This window comes from Paraburkholderia sp. GAS33 (genome assembly GCF_050436645.1).
Classification (GTDB): domain Bacteria; phylum Pseudomonadota; class Gammaproteobacteria; order Burkholderiales; family Burkholderiaceae; genus Paraburkholderia; species Paraburkholderia phenazinium_B.
The window spans coordinates 641704-656127 of sequence record NZ_JBNDMP010000001.1 but is presented as its reverse complement, the minus strand read 5'-3'; the positions used below and the strand labels follow the sequence as shown (position 1 = coordinate 656127).

At 58.8% G+C, this 14424-nt stretch carries 13 protein-coding genes; 9 read left to right on the top strand and 4 right to left on the bottom strand.

What is annotated here, in order from left to right:
* Positions 1 to 281: 281 nt before the first annotated feature.
* The 3 genes from P3T24_RS03005 to P3T24_RS02995 all read left to right on the top strand — a co-directional run bounded on the left by P3T24_RS03005 (position 282) and on the right by P3T24_RS02995 (position 2830).
* A complete protein-coding gene (locus P3T24_RS03005; RefSeq protein ID WP_429432312.1) occupies positions 282 to 680 on the top strand; it encodes a hypothetical protein in 399 nt (132 codons plus the stop codon).
* 142 nt (positions 681 to 822) lie between these two features.
* Positions 823 to 1353 (top strand): RNA polymerase sigma factor, encoded by a 531-nt coding sequence (locus P3T24_RS03000; protein WP_429433230.1) that lies wholly within the window; start codon positions 823 to 825, stop codon positions 1351 to 1353.
* A 166-nt stretch (positions 1354 to 1519) separates the two neighbouring features.
* Positions 1520 to 2830, top strand: coding sequence for a nucleotide disphospho-sugar-binding domain-containing protein (locus tag P3T24_RS02995; protein WP_429432309.1), 1311 nt, complete (start codon positions 1520 to 1522; stop codon positions 2828 to 2830).
* Positions 2831 to 2918: 88 nt separating this feature from the next.
* Here P3T24_RS02995 and P3T24_RS02990 read toward each other — a convergent pair whose 3' ends face one another.
* The gene (locus P3T24_RS02990; RefSeq protein WP_429432306.1) at positions 2919 to 3839 is read right to left on the bottom strand and encodes an alpha/beta fold hydrolase; all 921 of its coding nucleotides are present in this window, start codon (positions 3837 to 3839) and stop codon (positions 2919 to 2921) included.
* Between the two features lie 438 nt (positions 3840 to 4277).
* On the opposite strand from P3T24_RS02990, the gene P3T24_RS02985 reads away from it, so the two are divergent.
* Positions 4278 to 5678, top strand: coding sequence for an aldehyde dehydrogenase family protein (locus tag P3T24_RS02985; RefSeq protein WP_429432303.1), 1401 nt, complete (start codon positions 4278 to 4280; stop codon positions 5676 to 5678).
* A gap of 30 nt (positions 5679 to 5708) precedes the next feature.
* On the opposite strand, the gene P3T24_RS02980 is transcribed toward P3T24_RS02985, so the two are convergent.
* Complete coding sequence (locus P3T24_RS02980) at positions 5709 to 6695, bottom strand: aldo/keto reductase (RefSeq protein ID WP_429432300.1); 987 nt, start codon at positions 6693 to 6695, stop codon at positions 5709 to 5711.
* Between the two features lie 175 nt (positions 6696 to 6870).
* On the opposite strand from P3T24_RS02980, the gene P3T24_RS02975 reads away from it, so the two are divergent.
* Positions 6871 to 7452, top strand: coding sequence for a TetR/AcrR family transcriptional regulator (locus P3T24_RS02975; RefSeq protein ID WP_429432297.1), 582 nt, complete (start codon positions 6871 to 6873; stop codon positions 7450 to 7452).
* 70 nt (positions 7453 to 7522) lie between these two features.
* On the opposite strand, the gene P3T24_RS02970 is transcribed toward P3T24_RS02975, so the two are convergent.
* Positions 7523 to 8893 (bottom strand): FAD-binding oxidoreductase, encoded by a 1371-nt coding sequence (locus P3T24_RS02970; RefSeq protein ID WP_429432294.1) that lies wholly within the window; start codon positions 8891 to 8893, stop codon positions 7523 to 7525.
* Positions 8894 to 9102: 209 nt separating this feature from the next.
* On the opposite strand from P3T24_RS02970, the gene P3T24_RS02965 reads away from it, so the two are divergent.
* The 4 genes from P3T24_RS02965 to P3T24_RS02950 are packed head-to-tail and all read left to right on the top strand — an operon-like array spanning position 9103 to position 13466.
* Positions 9103 to 10650, top strand: a complete 1548-nt coding sequence (locus tag P3T24_RS02965) for an acetolactate synthase large subunit (protein ID WP_429432292.1) — start codon at positions 9103 to 9105, stop codon at positions 10648 to 10650.
* A 12-nt stretch (positions 10651 to 10662) separates the two neighbouring features.
* Positions 10663 to 11742, top strand: a complete 1080-nt coding sequence (locus P3T24_RS02960) for a polyamine ABC transporter substrate-binding protein (protein WP_429432289.1) — start codon at positions 10663 to 10665, stop codon at positions 11740 to 11742.
* 42 nt (positions 11743 to 11784) lie between these two features.
* On the top strand, positions 11785 to 12642 hold the full coding sequence (locus P3T24_RS02955; RefSeq protein ID WP_429432286.1) for an ABC transporter permease: 858 nt from the start codon (positions 11785 to 11787) through the stop codon (positions 12640 to 12642).
* Positions 12639 to 13466, top strand: coding sequence for an ABC transporter permease (locus P3T24_RS02950; protein WP_429432283.1), 828 nt, complete (start codon positions 12639 to 12641; stop codon positions 13464 to 13466). Before P3T24_RS02955 ends, P3T24_RS02950 begins: the two co-directional genes overlap by 4 nt.
* Before the next feature lie 280 nt (positions 13467 to 13746).
* Here P3T24_RS02950 and P3T24_RS02945 read toward each other — a convergent pair whose 3' ends face one another.
* Complete coding sequence (locus P3T24_RS02945) at positions 13747 to 14328, bottom strand: TetR/AcrR family transcriptional regulator (protein WP_429432280.1); 582 nt, start codon at positions 14326 to 14328, stop codon at positions 13747 to 13749.
* Between the last annotated feature and the right edge of the window lie 96 nt (positions 14329 to 14424).

Genomic DNA, 14424 nt, shown 5'->3' with positions numbered 1-14424 from the left:
ATTAAATGGCAACCTTTCTGGAATTTCGTTTCATTTGTAATTATTCCGTTTTACGTAATTTAATAAGTAATCCGACACAACGTCAGATTTAAAATTTCGCCCCTGGAATTTTCTCGATGCGTCCGCTGTTTACCTAGGAAATTCGAAATGCATGGGTCGGCTACTCGAATCGCAACCGATGCAGTTAGTGTCGAGGCAAACACAGCATGAAGTGAAAACATCGCGACAGCCTCGCCGCAGTCTGCCTAACCGATAGATTCAGTCATTCCTTTCATAACGATATGCCTCTACTTTCCAAGATTCCCGGACTGTTCGCCAAAAGCACCGATGTGGATATGACGCTTACTCGCGCCGGTCGATCAAGTCTGACCGCATCGATCGTGTGGGCATTTTTCGAACTACCGTTCGAATTGTCTTCTGCACAGACCTCAACCGCGACCGCCTTGCTTCTGATGGAGACGCTCCTGTCGGCATGCGTCGCCTTGCTGACGCTCCAGGGCGTTGCGTGGGCAAGGTTGGTATTTCTCTTCCTCTGCGGCACAACCATTATGGTCATCGCGTCTGACCTCGCAACGGAGACCGCGTTCTACCCAGTCTGGTCCACGTTATCGTTGATTGAATTGATCACGAAGGTTGGCTCGTTCATTCTGGTTACTCGCAGCGGATCCAGATCAACGTGATCTGTTCCCTTTCCCCCGTTGCATGCAAAGCGACCGCAATGCCGCGCTCCTATACAGAAGGCCTCGTACGGAAAAATTGGTCCTGCCACATCGCATCGCCGCCGAGTGACGGTAGCCAACAGACGGGCGAGAAATCATGCAGATGACCGCCGCAGACGACTTACCTCAGTTGCTGCCACGCTTGCGGCCGAAGCTCTGGGCATTCGCATTGCGTTTGTGCAGCGATCGTCATGACGCTGAAGACCTGTTGCAACGCACCTGCCTGCGAGCCCTCGAACGCCCGCACCAGATTCGCCCGAATACTACACCGCTGAGTTGGATGTTTTGCATCATGCACACTACCTGGATCAATGAGTTGCGAGCTCGCAAGATCCGTGGTCGCTGCCGCGTCGAATGGAATGACGTGCTTCTCGATACAGTCGCAGACCCAGTCACACCTACGCCTGAACAAAATATGATGACTGGGCAGGTCATCGAAGCAGTCGAGCGGCTGCCCGAAACGCAACGGATTGTCATGATTCTGATCGTCTTCGAGGGTCTGAGCTACAGCGATGCTGCAGAGGAGCTAGGCGTACCGATCGGGACCGTCATGAGTCGGCTATCGCGCGCACGTCAAACCTTGGCGAACGCTTGTAATCCCTTGAGAAGCCTTCGAACGGTGGTGGGGAAATGAGCCTCCTAGAACAACCGATCAATGCCGGGAAGGTGCGAGCATGCGCTCTATTCATCGTGGCCGATTTATCGGCAGCCAAAGCGACCGTCGCCACGCGATTCAATGCAGTTAGCGTCACAAATCCGTTCATGTTGCTGAACGTAAAACAGCCTACCAAAGGATAAAAATGAAAGTTCTTTTTGCCTCAACCCCTGCTTCCGGACATGTCAATCCATTGCTGGTGCTCGCACGTATGTTGCGAAATTCGGGCCACGAAACGGCAATTTTCACGGGCTCGGTGTTTCGTAAAAAAGTGCGGGCGGCGGGGATTGACTTCTATCCACTCCCTGCGGACGTCGATTTCGATCTCACCAATGTCGACGCAGCCTTTCCGGAGTTACTGCAATACGCCCCTGGTCCGCAGCAGGCGCTTTACGCCATGCAACATGTATTTGCCAACCCCATCCCGTCCCAATTCCATCGGCTCAAGGCTATCCTGAACAGGTTCCCAGCTGACCTGATAGTGCACGAGACTGCTTTCTTCGGAGTGCTACCGCTATTGCTCGGCGCGCGCTCTTCTCGTCCCGCCAGCGCCTGTCTCAGCATCTCTACCCTGCCACTGCCTCGTGAAGACGGCGCGCCGTCCGGTCCAGGCTTGCCACCGGCCACCGATGCAGCTCAACGCGAACAGTACCGGTCAACCGCCGAGCAAATAACCAAAATACTGACGGATCCGGTGCGCCAACATACGAATCGGATTCTTCACAAGCTCGGTGCACAAAGGCTCCAAAGGCCGGTCCTTGAGTCGTCAGCTCTCCTCTCCGATCTGATTCTTCAACCGTGCGGTCCCAGTTTCGAATTTCCTTACCGCGAACCGTCTGGCAAGAAGGTGCAATTCATTGGTCCACTTTTTCCGGAAGGTTCTGGGGCCGTACCTCCGCAGGTGAGCGAAGCGCGTAAAGCAAAACGTAGCATCGTTCTTGTCAGTCAGGGAACTGTCGCCAACTACAATCTTGGGCGACTGGTCGCGCCTGTCATAGAGGCGTTCGGAGCCGACGCAGACAAGCTGATTCTGATTACGACAGGGGGCAGGCCGATTGACAGCATACCGTGCCCGCTAAGCCCGAATTCGGTAGCCGTGCCATTTCTGAATTTTGCAGAGGTGTTCCCGCACGTCGACGTGCTCGTGGCGTTGGGTGGCTATGGAACAGTGACGCAGGCACTCAGTTGCGGTGTTCCCATGGTGCTGGCGGGCAGCAGTCAGGACAAGCCTGAGATTGCAGCACGCGTAGCATGGACCGGCAGCGGCGTCCGACTTGACACGGAAACACCTGGGGTTGCCCAGTTGCGCGAATCGGTTGAGCAAGTGTTGTCGAATCCCGCATATCGCGCTAACGCGAAAAAGCTTGCACTTGAATTCGCAGCCTTCGACGCTGAGCGTGAAGTGCCGCGTCTCTTCGAAAAACTGGTCGCCAAGCGGCTGTCCGTGGCCGATTGAGTTTCGACGAGAACCTCTCGGTTATCCGAGCGCATCGAAACACCTGGGGTAACCGCTGGGTCGCGCAATATTCGAGGCCGACGCTGCGTTACCCTCGCAAAAACCGTAGCAACTCGGCCGCGAATTTCTCGGGTTCCTCGATCCATGGAAAGTGGCCGCTTTCCTCGAACGTCACCAGCCGGGCGCTGCGGATCCCCGCATGCAAGCGCTCCGCGACCGGCACCGGGCAGAGCCAATCATGCCTACCCACCATGACAAGTGCAGGGGCGCGTACCTGATCAAAGAGCGTTGTCTGATCGTCTTCAGCCGCCTGGTCTGCTGCGTTCTGCGCCTCGAATGCATAAAGGGAGATTTGCTCGACCAGCAACTGCTCCTTGGCTAATGCAAGATTCTTTTCCGGATTCTTCAAGAATAGCGGCAAAGTCTCCGCGACGAAACCCGATAGATCTGCATCGCTCATAAAGGATTTGCCTTTACCGGAAAAATGGCCAATCGCCGCCTGAACCGCCGCCCTATAGCGGGGATCTTCAGCTCTCGCCTCCAAAAATGCCTGAGTATGACCGCCCGCACTGATGCCACGCACTTCGCTGTCGATGAGTACCAGTTTGTCGACGCGATCCTGATACCGTCCAGCGTAAAAGAGTGCGATGGATCCGGAGTTCGAATGACCCAGCAGTTGAAGAGCAGATAGCCCCAGATACTCGCGTAGTGCCTCGAGATCATCCGCCATATCGTTGCTGCTCATCTTCGTGTGGTCAGCCGGGCGGCCAGACAGGCCACTTCCCCGGGTGTCAACGAAAACCAGGCGGAACCTCTCCCGCAGAAAGCTGAAGCCCCTTTGCAAGTAACCGCTACCCACTCCCCAGCCTGGAGAAATCAGAAACAACAGCGGCCCGTCGCCACACACGCGGTAATGGAGATCGACACCATTGAGATTGACCGTGTGGTCGCCCGGTTCGAGTGAACTTTTCAGATTATCCGGTCCCGCAGCCTGCGTTGTCGTACCCATAATTCACTGCTCCTTGCATTCGTGGTGCTCGCGTTCTAAAGGCACCGGCACCGCCCTACCCTGCATAGCGCCCCGCAACCCCCTTGGATTAGCGGAGCGCGAGTTGATCGCGCGATGGCACGGGCTACTTGCCGAGAACAGTTGAAAGCGGCGAAATATTCCATGCCCGCTCGGGGACGATCGTTGTTGCGCTTACTGCTACAACTTCCCTCTCCTCGCATGTGGTGGCGAAACTTGTTCAGCGCCCTGGGAATAATTCGATTCGCTGGCTGTTTCCCGTGTATGGCCTTGTACGGTAGAGCGCGTCAATGTCGCGTGTTCGCGCTCTCCAAAATGACGAGGCTTACCACTTCGAACGGAATTTTGACGCCACCCCAAGTGTTCTAGTCGGTAATCGTCACGGCTTCTTTCGCCGATACCATTTTCCAGGAGCATGTCATGCGCTATAAGATGTCGATTAACGGCAAGCTGGTTGGCGGTGTCAGTACCATCGGCATTGAAGACCGAGCGAGCGGTACGGTGTTCGAACAATGTCCTATCGCCGACGAAGCTCAGCTCGATCGGGCTGTCGCCGCGGCTAAAGCGGCTTTTCCCGCATGGGCCAGCCGTACGTATGCCGATCGCGGCGTGAGCCTCAACCAATTTGCGGACGCGCTCGAAGAGAACGCCGGCAAGATGGCTACGCTACTCACGCGGGAGCAAGGGAAACCGCTTGCAAAGGCCCATGACGAAATCGCCTGGTCAATCGCTCTCTTGCGCTTTAGCGCGACTCAGGATCTGCCGCACAAAACCGTGCGCGACAATGAAACTGGGTTCATTGTCGAGACGCGGACACCGCTCGGCGTTGTCGCCGCTATCACCCCTTCGAACTACCCGGTGCTGATGCTTGTGATGAAAGTCGCCCCGGCCCTGTTGAGCGGCAACACGGTAGTCGCCAAACCGGCGCCAACTACTCCCCTCACCACACTGCTCCTTGGCGAGCTCGTGTTGCCTGTCTTTCCGGCAGGTGTACTAAACGTTATTACCATTAAAAACGATCTCGCCACCAGATTGACATGCCATCCAGATGTCGCCAAGGTATCGTTCACCGGTTCCACGCGCACCGGCATTGAAGTACTTCAAAGCGCGTCGAGTACACTCAAACGCGTCACACTTGAACTCGGCTGTAACGATGCGGCAATCGTTCTGGACGACGTCGACGTAGATGAGGTCGCGCCGAAGATTTTCATGGCAACAATGGCGAACAGCGGCCAACTCTGCCTTGCAGCGAAGCGAATTTATGCACCGCGCTCCATTTCCGACCGCCTGTGCGACGCGCTTGCTACGCTGGCGAAGCAAGCGCTAATCGACAACGGGATGGGACCTTCAAGTCAATTTGTGCCGATTCAGAACCGTGCGCAGTATGAGCGTGTGAAGGAACTCATCGAGGATTCACAGGACCAAGGAAACATTATCGCCAGCGGCACGCCTGCGGACGGATCCGGTTACTTCATTCCTCCAACAATCGTTCGAGACGTGTCGGACGATGCGCGCCTGGTACGCGAAGAACGGTTTGGACCGACCATGCCCGTGCTCGTGTACGACGGCATCGACGAACTCATAGAAAGGGTGAACAATTCCGGGTACGGGCCCGGTGGCACCATCTGGACCAAGGACACGAAACGCGCATTCGAGATCGCTCAGAGGGTCCAGACGGCCACGACATGGATCAACTGCCACGTGAACTTCAGTTTCGATGTCCCGCCTGGCGGAGCCGGGCAATCGGGCATGGGTGTGCAACTGGGGCAAGAGGGACTCGAGGAGTTCACGCAGTTGAAGGTGATTTCGGCTGTGCGCTAGAGATGGTCAATCCCATACAGCGAGAGTCGGTTACTTGCCCGCGTCCCCCCTGCGATACTCAATGCTGACTTCGTCAAGCTGCGCCTTCACCGCGCTCTCGAGGTGATAATCCGCGGCGGCGAGCGTGTCGGTAAGGTGCTCGAGCCGACTCGCGCCCAGAATGGCCGAAGTGACCGCGGGGTTGGCGAGCACCCAGGCAATCGACAAAGTCGGCAAAGCGATGCGTTGCTGCTCCGCGATCTGCTGGACTTTCCCGACCGTCTCAAACTCGCGCTCGTGCCAATACCGCGCGTGATACATCGCACCAAACCCCCCGAGTTCTGGCGAAAAGCGCCCCTTCTCAGGCGTATCGCCATGCCTGTATCTGGCGCTCAACAAGCCTCCCGCGAGTGGATTGAAAGGGATGACCGCAATGCCGTCTTCCTGCGCCAAGGGGAAAAGCTCACGCTCCACCTCGCGAAACAACAGGTTGTAGCGCGGCTGAGTGGACACGAAACGTGTCAGCCGCAACGTGTCCTGCCGTCCGAGAGCCTTCGCCAAACGGTAGGCGAGCCAGTTCGACACGCCGATATACCGCGCCTTGCCCGAACGCACAATCGTGTCCAGCGCTTCTGCCACTTCGTCTAGTGGCGTGGCGGGATCGTCCATATGCAGTTGATAGAGGTCGACGTAGTCCGTCTTCAGGCGACGTAATGACGCGTCGATAGCGTCGAGCAGGTGCTTTCTCGAGTTGCCCACATCCCAGGCGGCAGGCCCCATGCGACCGCCGCCCTTTGTCCCCAGAATGAAACTCCCTCGCTTGTTGCTGAGCCAGCGTCCTGTTATGACTTCCGCGCCGCCGACCTCCGCTCCCGGCGGATAGATGTCTGCGGTATCAATGAAGTTCACCCCTGCCTCAGCCGCCTTATCGAGCATTCGATGGGCTTCTGCTTCATCTGTCTGCTTGCCAAATGTTCCGGTGCCAAGGCACAGCCGGGATACCATCAAACCGGTTTGGCCGAACTGTTTGAACTGCATGTTGGCTCCATCGTAGAGAAAGAGGACCGAGCCCAACGGCAAGGTCACTGATTATCCGAAATCGTTTCGGTCGATCGTAATGTATCGATCAATACATTATCACATCAAAACCGATCCGGAAAGAAATATAGCGAATGATATAATCTCACCAGATTGTTGAGGAGGCGTACGACTGATGGCACGAACAAGGGTGTTCGAGATTGACCGGGCGATTGAAATTGCAACTGATCTGTTCTGGCGCAACGGGTATGAGCGCACGTCGCTGGCCGACCTGACCGGTGCGATGGGGATCACCCCGCCAAGCTTCTACTTTGCGTTCGGCAGTAAGGAGGGACTCTTCAAGAAAGTCCTCGAACATTACATGCGCACCCGTCTGAGCTATGCCGAAGACGCGTTGAACCAGCCAACCGCACGAGGCGTAGCAGAACAGATGTTGCTCCGGCTCGCGGATCTTTATACGGACCCCAAGTGCCCGCCCGGCTGCCTTGCGGTGAACTGCTCCTTTCCCTGCAGCGACGAAGCGACACCTTTGCGCGATGAGCTTGCCGGCCTTCGCAGTGCGCGCCGAGGAAGACTGCGTGATCGCCTCAAGCGCGCCCAGGCGACAGGCGATCTCCCCGTTGATTGCGATCCAAACGCATTGGCACAATTCCTCATTGTCGTTGGGTGGGGAATGGCTCTCGCGGCGCAATCGGGAGCAACGCGCAACGACCTCCGTCGCACCGTGGCGACAGCACTCAAGGCGTGGCCGAGTTGACCTCGTCCGCGCCTTGAGTGCATCTGACTGCATGACGGCTCCAACCTCGTTCGAGCCGCATGGCGTCGCCTCAGGACCCGCTTGCCGGTAGTGGAATCGTCGAACGGAAGACGTTGCTGGAATCGTATTGCCGCTTGGCCCTGATCAGGCGTTCGGCGTTCGGACCGTAGCTTTGTGCCACGCGATCCGGCTCGCTGTCGAAAAGAATGTTTGGGTACCCGCCGGGAAATGCCATCGCATCGAGTGCCTCGCGGGTGCTCTTCGCCCATTGCTTATGCCGTTGCTGCTCCGACTCGTCGCAACCATCGGCGCAAAGAGCGATGATCTCCACAAGCACGTGATCGCGGCGAAGACCGAAGGCGGTGGCCTCGGCCGGCACCCGGGAAGCGGCACCTTTAAAGTCGTGCGTGAGGATCGCGCATCCTGGCGACACAGCCGCATCGATGGCCTCACGAAGGGCATCAATGCTAGCGCTATCTAGCGCTGGCAGCCAGCACGTCTGCATGAAGACGTGCTGGCCATTCACGATATGCGCGTCGAACGCGGTCAGCGAAGCGCCATAAGTCGTTTTCCCTAGCGTGTCGACAAGCAGCGTTCCCAGTTCGCGGAACGGCGCCAGCCGCCTTTCGCCCTCTTCCGGCCGCCCGCACCAGGTCGGCACGATGAAGACTACGTGAGCACCGTCTGGACCCGCAATAAAGCCTGTCTGAACCGTCAGTTCTTCGGGTCTGAGAGACGCCATCGCGGCACAGCGTCCGAGCACCTCGCCGGCCTCAGACAGCGGATAGATGAGGATGCCTGACCACACACTCGCCAGCTCATGCAGACGATGCCGCATCGCGGTCACGACACCAAAGTTTCCCCCACCGCCACGCAACGCCCAAAAGAGTTCCGCCTCATGCCCGGCGTCCGCAAGCACGATACGTCCATCTGCGAGAACCACCTGGGCGGAAAGCAGATTGTCGAGTGCGAGTCCGAAGCGGCCAATCAACGGTCCGTAGCCACCGCCCAGAGTAAGTCCGGCTATGCCGACGGCTCTGCTCGAACCGGTCACGGCCGCGAGTCCAAGCGGATCTATCGTAGCGAGCAGATCTGCCGCGCGCGCGCCTCCCGAAACCAGCGCGGATTGCTTGTCGGCACTGATCGCTACGCCGTTCATACGGCTCAAGTCAATGACGATGCCATCGCAGAGCGCGCGACCCGCCCAATCGTGTCCTCCACCTCGCACGGACAATGGAACATCACAGTCGCGCGCGGCGCGAATCGCCGACTGAACGTCTTCGGGCGTCAGGCAATGTACGACGGCGCGTGGAACACGACCGACCGGCTTTGGCCAGATTGCCGTCGCGCTGTTGTACCCGGCATCACCAGGCATCGACACGCAGTTGGCAAACCGATCTCCGAACGAGCTCCGGAGAGTCTTGCTGATCAACTCACTCATTTTTTCCCTGCTCCTGTTTGGGTTCGCGGCGTGAGCGCGTTGGTAGCGCGCTTCGGTGAATCCGCGCACTTAACAGAACACCTTTGAACGCTGCTCTATTCCCCACTGAAGGAGGCTACGCTCGCATGCCGCGTTCCGGCCACGGAATAAAGTCGCACTGCGGCGTGTTTAACGTTCTGAGAGGTGTCTCAACCAGTCAAAGGAACGATATGAATGGTGCAGAAAGTCTCGTCCGGTCGCTCGTAGCTAGCGGTGTCAATGTGTGTTTTGGTAATCCGGGGACGTCCGAGATGCAATTCATCGCGTCGCTGGACCAGGTTCCGGCCATGCGCCCAGTGCTGGCGCTTGAGGAAGGTGTAGCGACCGGCGCTGCCGATGGCTATGCACGCATGACAGGAAAGCCTGCGTGCACATTGCTGCATCTCGGCCCGGGACTCGCGAATGGACTTGCTAATCTGCATAACGCGCGGCGCGCGGCTAGCCCTGTCGTTAACATCGTCGGCGATCATCCCGCGTCGCATTCATTGTTCGACAGTCCGATCACGTCCGACATTGCTGGATTCGCGCGACCCGTTTCCAACTGGGTACGTGCATCGAGACGCGCGCTCGATCTCGGGGACGATGCTGCCCAGGCGGTGCAGGCCGCGCGCAAGGCACCGGGCCATATCGCAACCCTGATCGTACCGGCCGACACCGCGTGGGATAGCGCCGACGGCGTGGCGGCCGCGCTGCCGGTAGAAAAGCCGGATATCGTGGCAGGTGACGTGATCGAGCGCGTCGCGGCGCTGTTGCAAAAAGCCACCAAGGCCGCGCTGCTGCTGCGTGGCGAGGCATTGCAGGACATCGGCCTGCGGGCTGCCGGCAGGATCGCACGGCAAACAGGGGCGCGCCTGCTCTGCGACACATTCACTCCGCGCCTCCAGCGTGGCGCCGGTCGTGTTGAAGTCGAACGATTACCGTATTTTGGCGAAGAGATGGTCGAGTTCCTGCGTGGGGTTGATCTGTTGATTCTCGTGTGCGCGCGGCCCCCCGTGAGTTTCTTTGCCTATCCGGGTAAGCCGAGCTGGCCGATACCGCCGTCCTGCCGGATAGCCACGCTAGCGCAATCGCACGAAGACGGCGCAATCGCGCTCGGCGAACTCGCCGATTCCCTGAGCGTACGCGCGCCGGCCGCTGTGATGGCGCCGCGGCCGCACACAAGCTTTGATGCCGCCGCTGTGCTGTCGGCTGAAACCCTCATGCACGTGGTTGCAGCGGCGTTACCCGAAGCGGCGATCATTGCCGACGAATCCGTCTCGGCCGGATTTTCGTGTTACGGACTAACATCCAATGCCGCGCCTCACGATTATCTCAACCTCACCGGTGGCGCGATCGGCAGCATGATGGCGGTATCAACCGGCGCGGCGGTGGCCTGCCCTGATCGCAAGATCGTCACGCTGCAAGGCGATGGCAGCGCGATGTACATACTTCAGTCGCTTTGGACACAGGCGCGGGAACAGCTTGATGTCGTCACGGTGATCTTCGCCAACCGCGGCTACAAGATTCTCAGCCACGAGCTCAAACGCGTCGGCGCGTGCGCCGACGCCGGCCGGGCGGCGTCCATGATCGATCTTGGCGATCCGACTCTTGACTGGGTGAAACTAGCTGGTGGTATGGGCGTAGAGGCCGTGCGTTGCGTATCGCTTCGGGCGTTCGAAGCAGCGTTCGTTTCGGCTATGTCCACACGCGGACCGCGCCTTATCGAAGCTGTTATCTGAGCGGGATCGATCATGAACCGGCGTTCCGCTTTGCGCCTGCTGGGATCAGCCCCCGCGGCAGCAGCCCTGGGGTTGGCCAGTCCCCGCGCCTCGCATGCAAAAACCACCGGGGCGGTTCAGCTCAACATATATAGCTGGCCTGACTATTTTTCGGCAGTTGACCTGCAGGGCTATGCCCGCATGGCCGGCTTCACGCCGACCATATCAACCTATGCATCGAACGAGATGCTCTTTACCAAACTCCACAGCCCGGCTGGAGCCGGCTATGACCTGGTGATCCCATCGTCGAGCTGGATCGGGCAGTTCGCAAATCATGGTCTGCTGGAGGAAATCGACCACCACAGGCTCAATCTTGCCTCGCTCGATCCGAACCTGATGAACCGCGTCTACGATCGCAACAACAGGTACTCGATTCCAAAGGACTGGGGCCTGCTAGGCGTCTTGTACAACCCGGAGGCGGTCAGAGACGAGATCCACACCTGGGAAGATTTCTTCAAGGCCGGCGAAAAGCCGGGCGTGTCCGGCAAGGTACGTCTGTCGGTTTCAGGCTGGGAAACCATCGGCCCGGAACTCTGGCTGCAAGGTAAGGACTGGAACACAGTGGGCGCAGCCGACATCCGGGCGGCAGGCCAGCGCCTCACGCGTTTTGCCCGGCACGTCAAAACGTTTTCCGGACTCGATCCGAATGCTGTCGCGAACGGCTCGATTGTGCTCGCGCAGACGCATCAGAGCGCCGCTCGCGCCGCCATCACGTTGAATCCGAAGCTCAAATGGGTCGTGCCGGGTCCCCGCAGCGAGCTTTGGGTCGACAACTACGCGATAGCCAGATCAGCGCCGAACCTGGACCAGGCCTACGATTTTCTCGCCTATCAACTACGGCCCGACGTGCAGGTTCACGAGACGGAATATCTCGGCTTCCCTGCGGCTTTGGCGGGCCTGCGTGCGCGGATCGGCCCCGCCGTGCCCTACGCCGACCTCATCTTTGGTGGCAAAAATCTCGACTTCCAGAAGCTCACCTCCTTCGTCGTCAATCCCGGGACGATCGGCATCTATCTGCAGATGCAAGCCGAAATCCAGGCAGCGGCGGGTTAAGGCGTGTTATTTGCCGGTTCAACTTCACTCACCAGATCCCGTGTGGAGACCGGCGCCCGTTCCGATCTGATCGCCGATCATCTATTGGCGGCTGTGCCCTCGGTCTGGCTTGCCGCCTTCTTCCTGGCACCGCTGGCGTTCACCGTCGTGTTCTCGCTCGGCCGCTCGACCTTCGGCGGAGTCGACCTCGGCTTCACGTTTGACAACTACACAGCCGCGCTTTCAGGATTTTACGGTGCCACTTTCGCGAGAACCCTGGCCCTGGCGGTGAGCGCCTCGGCGCTCTGCCTTCTGGTGGCCTTCCCCGTCGGCTACTTCATCGCGAGACATGCGCGAAGACGTCTGCTGGCGATCGTGCTTGTCCTTGTTCCCTATTTCTCCAGCTTTCTGATTCGCGTGATGTCACTAAATATGCTGATGTCGCGGGGCGGCTTTTCGCAGGCCATCCTTAATACGCTTCATCTACATCAAGGCCCGCTCGATGTGCTCGATACGCGGACGGCGGTCTTTATCGGCATGGTCTACGCCTATCTGCCGATTGCGATCGTGCCGCTATTCGTTGCGCTCGACCGGATACCTCGAGTACTTCTCGAGGCAAGCAGCGACCTCGGCGCGTCACCCTGGCAGACCTTCTGGCGCGTGACTTTGCCCTTGAGCCGGGCTGGGATCGCGACCGCCGCCCTGTTGACGGCGGTGCCGATGTTCGGCGAGATGGTCATTCCCACACTGCTCGGGGGTGGCCGCGGCCTGTTAGTCGGTCAGGCGATATCGGCGCAGTATATGCAGGCGCAAAATTATCCGCTGGGCTCCGCGATGGCCGTGCTGGTGCTGCTTGTCGTGAGCTTTGCGGTCGCGGTTCTTGCCCGGATGACGAAGGGTTTTGCCGAGGTCGGCCAGTGAGCGCGTGGCGAGATAAAACCGTTCACTGGCAGCAGCGTGCGACCGATGCCGGGCTGGTACTTTGGTATTTCGCGGTGGTTGTCTTTCTGTTCACGCCCCTCGCTGCCGCCGTTGTCTATTCTTTCAATATGGGAGTCCTCAACAAACAAACCGCCGCACTGACTGGCTGGACGTGGAAATGGTATGCGGCTGCCTGGAACGACATGTCGTTGCGCCGCTCGGTTCGGGTGAGCCTTCTTGTAGCACTTTGGAGTGCGCTGCTTTCGGTCATAATCGGCTCGGCGCTCGGCTATGCGCTCGTACGGCACCCCCGAAGCGGCATACGTCGCTTTCTTGCGATGCTGGTCTACAGCTTGCTCATCGTGCCCGAGTCGGTCACCGGCGTCTCACTGCTGCTGTTCTATTCGGTCACACGCGTTCCGCTCGGCTTAGGCACGCTGATCGTTGGGATCACGCCGGTCGCGATCGCGGTTGTTGCGCTGATCGTGCGGGCGCGGATGCTTACGCTCGACCGGCAACTGGAGGAAGCCGCAGCGGATCTCGGTAGCGCGCGTGCGCAGACACTTTGGTTCATCGTCCTGCCCCAGCTTGTCCCGTCCATTGCCGTCGGCGGCGTCATGGCCTACACCCTTTGCTTCGACAATCTGGTGGTGTCGACCTTCCTCACGACGCCGCAGTTCACCACCCTGCCGGTTTACCTTTACGGTAGCCTTCAGTATGGACCTTCACCAGCCGTGTACGCAGCTGCCAGCATCGTGTTCGCTTTATCCGTGCTGATGCTTGCGCTTGTCGTGGCGCTACACCAGCTGACCCGGCCACTCTAACCGACATATAGAACGAGGTTCTCCCTCATGTCGATACTTGTCCAGCAATTCCTTGCCGATGCTCCGATCTTTGCGCGGATCCCTATGTGCCGCTCGCGGATCGTTTGAAGAAACCGTTCGCCGCGACTTCCGACGTTGTCTTCGTCCAGGCAGAGGCCATACCGGCCCTGGAGGCCGCGGCGTCCCGCATCGTGCGGCCAGACATCATGGTGCTCAACATCGTCACCTCTCAATACGGAACCCACTTTGGCGCATGGTTGCGGCGTGGACTGAGACGCCGTCAACTTGGCCAGGCCTTGAGGGCCGTTGCCACCGTGCGATGAAGCTCTTCGCGCGTGGCGCCTGACCGAGCAGCGAGAGCCATGCCCGAATCGAAAAGAAGAATGAATTCCGCCAGTTGATCCGGATCGCAGTCAGCGGGCAGGTCGCCGGCGGCCTGGGCTTTCTCGAGGCGGTCACGTAGTCTCCTCCGCCGCCCTTCCCGAACCTCAGCAAATTCATGCTGCAAAGCCGTCGTACTGGCGTGGCCTGGAAGTGAGCAGTTCACTGCAAGGCAGCCAGGCGGATACCCGGGGTCCGCATAAAGATCCGCGAGCCGGAGCAACATCTGTTCCGCCACGCCCCGTGCGGTCGGCTCGTTCAACGCCTCCTCGGCGTAGCCAAGACGGGTGCGCATGTAATGTTCGAGGACTTTCTTGAAGAGCCCTTCCTTGCTGCCGAATGCAAAGTAGAAACTTGGCGGGGTGATCCCCATCGCCTGAGTCAGGTCGGCCAGCGACGTGCGCTCGTACCCGTTGCGCCAGAACAGATCAGTTGCAATTTCAACCGCCCGTTCAATCTCGAACACCCGTGGTCGTGCCATCAGTCGCACTCCTCTTCTTTGGCCCCATCAACATATATCGATAACTATATATCTATTCAGAGCGGTTTGGCTGTGATAATGTAGTGATCGATACAT